The organism is Rhizobacter sp. P2_H2 (genome assembly GCF_056403375.1).
In genome coordinates this window covers 1-4,721 of sequence record NZ_JBFUFP010000388.1, presented here as the reverse complement: position 1 = coordinate 4,721, position 4,721 = coordinate 1, and the positions used below count along the sequence as shown (strand labels likewise).

Genomic DNA, 4,721 nt, shown 5'->3' with positions numbered 1-4,721 from the left:
GCGAGCGCCCGCGCGCTCGTCCGTCTGTTCAGACTTGCCCCCAAACACGACGCGCGCCTGCCATTTGCACGAGGTCGCCCGCTTCCATTCCGACTCAGGCCCGCAAGCCGGACGAGCCGAAAGCATGAGCAGGAGCACGGACGCCACCAACAGCACCAGCACGCTGAGCACGGCCTTGCCAACACCCGCAATGGCCGAGCGCCAGAGGAGAACCAGGATGACGGCGAACACTGCCGTGCAGGTCACTGCCGCAAGAACTCGCCAAGATTCACCCATCTGTGTTTCCGCGCGGTTTGCGAAGTACAGGTCGAAGTAGCACAGCGGTTGTTGCAAAGGCGCGGRTGGGGAGGCTGTGGAGCGCCAATWAGGACGGGGCGCCGGAGCTGGCTGRTTTCATGGCCCGCGTGCGCCAGCACGCTTCGTGAACTGACTGTCGCACACTGTTTGACCACAGTGAGCGAAGCGAACGGAGGGAGTTTGGGCGACGGGCCATGAAACCAGTCAGCGGAGGGAAGTCTTTGCCCCGCCAGGGGCGAAGACCGCACCGGCCGGCGAGCCACAGCCTCCCCAYCCGCGCCTTTGCCGCGCAAACGCAACGTGGAGAAGACTCAGCTCCGGTAATCCGCGTTGATCYTGACGTAGTCGTAACTCAGGTCGCAGGTCCACACCGTCGCCGATGCCTGCCCGCGGTTCAGCACCACCCGCACGTCGATCTCGCTCTGCTTCATCACGCGCTGCCCGTCTTCCTCCCGGTAGCTCGGGTTGCGCCCACCCTGCTTCGCGACATGCACGTCGTCGAGGAACAGGTCGATCTTCGTCTGGTCGAGGTCGGCGATGCCGGCATAACCCACCGCCGCCAGGATGCGACCCAGGTTCGGGTCGCTCGCAAAGAAGGCCGTCTTCACCAGCGGCGAGTGCGCGATCGCATACGCCACCTGCTGGCACTCGGCCTCGCTGGCGCCTGCCTCCACCTGCACGGTGATGAACTTGGTCGCACCCTCGCCGTCGCGCACGATCGCCTGCGCGAGCTGCTGCGCCACGCTGACCAGCGCCTCGCGCAAGGCCGCACCTTCCGCGCTGTCCACGCTCGTGATCGGCGCATGCCCGGCCTGCCCGGTCGCGACGACGACGAACGAATCGTTGGTCGATGTGTCGCCGTCGATCGTGATGCGGTTGAACGACAGGTCGGCCGCCTCCTTCACCAGGCCCTGCATCAGCGCCGGCGCGATCACCGCATCGGTGGCCACGAAGCTCAGCATCGTCGCCATGTTCGGGCGGATCATCCCCGCCCCCTTGCTGATGCCGGTCACCGTGACCGTCTTGCCGCCGATGCGCAGCTGGCGCGACGCCGCCTTCGGCAGCGTGTCGGTCGTCATGATGGCCTCGGCCGCGACACCCCAGTTGTCTTCCTTCAGGTCGGCCAGCGCTGCCGGCAGGCCAGCCTCGATGCGGTCGGCCGGCAGCGGCTCCATGATCACGCCGGTCGAGAACGGCAGCACCTGCTCCGGCGCCAGCTCGAGGTGGCGCGCCAGCGCCACGCAGGTCGAGAACGCGCGCACCAGGCCGTCTTCGCCGGTGCCGGCATTCGCGTTGCCGGTGTTGATCACGATCGCGCGCGGGCCGGTGCCGCTTGCCAGGTGCTTGCGGCACAGCTGCACCGGCGCGGCACAGAAACGGTTGCTCGTGAAGACCCCCGCCACCTGCGAACCCTCGGCCAGCGTGATCACGCTCAGGTCGCGGCGGTTGGCCTTGCGCACGCCGGCCATCGTGATGCCGAGCTTGACGCCGGGAACGGGGTGCAGGGTCTTCGGATCGGGGGCGCTCAGGTTGACGGGCATGGCGGTCTCTCAGTCGGGCAGCAAGGATGGGAGGGCATTGTAGAAAGAGGCGATGTCATCATGAAGTCGCGCCAGCACGACCTGGTCGCTGAAACCGCCTTGTTCGTCGCGCTCGTACGCGCGCAACACGCCCTCACGCTGCATGCCCAGCCGCTCGGCCAACTGGATCGAGCGGTGGTTGCGGGCATCGCACCAGGCCTCGACGCGCATCACGCCCAGCTCGAATGCCAGTTGCACCAGCGCCGCGCCGGCCTCGTGCATCAGCCCGCGCCCGGCCTGCCGCGAATCGGCCACGTAGCCGATCTGGCAGCGCGGCACCTCGAAATCGAAGCTGTGCAGGTCGAGGTTGCCGACGAAGGCGCCGGTGTCGCGGTCGAACGCGAAATAGATCAGGCACTCGCCAGCCGCCACCCGCTCGGCATTGCGCCGGCAGAAGCGCTCGGCTCGCTCTGCCGTGAAGGGCGCCTGCCCCCACGCGATGAAGCGCAGCTCGCCGAGCGAAACATTCACGCTCTCCATCACGACCGCCGCGTGCGATTCGCGCGGATGCTCCAGCCGCAGCCGCGGCGTGAACAGCTCCTTCGGCGCGCCTTGCAGCGTGCTTTCATCCATCGACGGAATCCCCAAAACAAGAACGGAGCCCGAAGGCTCCGTCGTTTGCTGCGTCAGGTCAAGTCAAGCGAGTTTGCCGTGGCACTGCTTGTACTTCTTGCCGCTGCCGCACGGGCACGCATCGTTGCGGCCGACCGGCGGGAAGCCGCTCGCCAGCCGGGCGAGTGCCGCGGCGTCCGGGTCCTGCGACACGCTGCCATCCTCGTTCGGGTGCGTGTAGGTCACGTTGCTGATCGCCTCGGCACGCTCCTCGATCGCCTCGGCCGCCTGCGCCACCTGCTCCTGCGTCTGCACGCGCACCGTCATCAGGATGCGGGTCACGTCCATCTTGACGACGTCGAGCAGCTGGCTGAACAGCTCGAAGGCCTCGCGCTTGTACTCCTGCTTCGGGTTCTTCTGCGCATAGCCGCGCAGGTGGATGCCCTGGCGCAGGTAGTCCAGCGCCGCCAGGTGCTCGCGCCAGTGCTGGTCGATCTGCTGCAGCAGGATCATCCGCTCGAACGGCAGGAACTGCTCGGCACCGACGATCGCGAGCTTGGCCGCGAAGGCCTCGTGGCCGGCCTTCACCACCATCTCGACGATCTCGTCGTCGGTGATCGCCTGGCTCTTCTCGACGTGCGCCTTCACCGGCACCTCGAGCTGCCATTCGTCGCGCAGCGTCTTCTCGAGTGCGTCCAGGTCCCACTGCTCCTCGACGCTCTCGGCCGGCACATAGGTGCGCACCACGTCGGTCAGCGTGCTCTCGCGCAGGCTCGACACCTGGGCTTCCAGCTGCGGCGCCTCGAGGATGTCGTTGCGCTGCTGGTAGATCACCTTGCGCTGGTCGTTCGACACGTCGTCGTACTCGAGCAGCTGCTTGCGCACGTCGAAGTTGCGCGCCTCGACCTTGCGCTGCGCGCTCTCGATGCTGCGCGTGACGATGCCGGCTTCGATCGCCTCGCCCTCCGGCATCTTCAGCCGGTCCATGATCGCGCGCACGCGGTCGCCGGCGAAGATGCGCATCAGCGGGTCTTCGAGCGACAGGTAGAAGCGCGACGAACCCGGGTCGCCCTGGCGGCCCGAACGGCCGCGCAGCTGGTTGTCGATGCGCCGCGATTCATGCCGCTCGGTCGCGATGATGCGCAGGCCGCCGGCCGCCTTCACCTGGTCGTGCAGGCCCTGCCATTCGCTCTTCAGCGTCTCCGAGCGCGCGAGCTTGTCGGCTTCGACGATGCCCTCGTCGGCCTCGATCAGCTGGATCTGCTTCTCGACGTTGCCGCCCAGCACGATGTCGGTGCCGCGCCCGGCCATGTTGGTCGCGATCGTGATCACGCCCGGGCGCCCGGCCTGCGCGACGATCTCGGCTTCCTTCGCGTGCTGCTTGGCGTTCAGCACCTGGTGCGGCAGCTGGGCCTTCTGCAGCAGCGTGGAGATCAGCTCCGAGTTCTCGATCGAGGTCGTGCCCACCAGCACCGGCTGGCCGCGCTTGACGCAGTCGCGGATGTCCTCGATGACGGCGTTGAACTTCTCCTTGTTGGTCTTGTAGACCAGGTCGAGCTCGTCCTTGCGCACCGTCGGCCGGTTCGGCGGGACGATCACGGTCTCCAGGTTGTAGATCTCCTGGAACTCGTAGGCCTCGGTGTCGGCCGTGCCGGTCATGCCGCCCAGCTTGCCGTACATGCGGAAGTAGTTCTGGAAGGTGATCGACGCGAGCGTCTGGTTCTCGCTCTGGATGTCGACGCCTTCCTTGGCCTCGACCGCCTGGTGCAGCCCGTCGGACCAGCGGCGGCCCGTCATCAGCCGGCCGGTGAATTCGTCGACGATGATCACCTCGCCGTCCTGAACCACGTAGTGCTGGTCGCGGTTGTACAGGTGGCGTGCGCGCAGCGCGGCGTACACGTGGTGCATCAGCGTGATGTTCTGCGGGTCGTACAGGCTCGCGCCCTCGACCAGCAGGCCGGYCTCGCGCAGGATGCGCTCGGCGTTCTCGTGGCCGTCTTCGGTCAGGAAGACCTGGTGCGTCTTCTCGTCGACGGTGAAGTCGCCCGGCTCGATCACGCCTTCGCCGGTGCGCAGGTCGAGCTCGCCGATCTGCTTCTTCATCTGCGGCACGACGGCGTTGATGCGCACGTACAGCTCGGTGTGGTCTTCGGCCTGGCCGCTGATGATCAGCGGCGTGCGCGCCTCGTCGATCAGGATCGAGTCCACCTCGTCGACGATCGCATAGGCCAGGCCGCGCTGCACGCGGTCGGCCGTCTCGTAGACCATGTTGTCGCGCAGGTAGTCKAAGCC

Annotated in this window: 4 protein-coding genes; all 4 read right to left on the bottom strand. The window is 67.1% G+C overall.

Going from position 1 to position 4,721, the window contains the following annotated elements; genetic code table 11:
* Positions 1 to 333, bottom strand: a 333-nt coding sequence (locus AC1D15_RS18655; protein WP_477827155.1) for a hypothetical protein, incomplete at its 3' end; no start/stop codon positions are given.
* Between the two features lie 275 nt (positions 334 to 608).
* Positions 609 to 1,838, bottom strand: coding sequence for a bifunctional glutamate N-acetyltransferase/amino-acid acetyltransferase ArgJ (argJ, locus tag AC1D15_RS18650; protein ID WP_477827154.1), 1,230 nt, complete (start codon positions 1,836 to 1,838; stop codon positions 609 to 611).
* Positions 1,839 to 1,847: 9 nt separating this feature from the next.
* Positions 1,848 to 2,450, bottom strand: coding sequence for a GNAT family N-acetyltransferase (locus AC1D15_RS18645; RefSeq protein ID WP_477827153.1), 603 nt, complete (start codon positions 2,448 to 2,450; stop codon positions 1,848 to 1,850).
* 63 nt (positions 2,451 to 2,513) lie between these two features.
* On the bottom strand, positions 2,514 to 4,721 hold a 2,208-nt coding region (secA, locus tag AC1D15_RS18640; RefSeq protein ID WP_477827152.1), incomplete at its 5' end, for a preprotein translocase subunit SecA.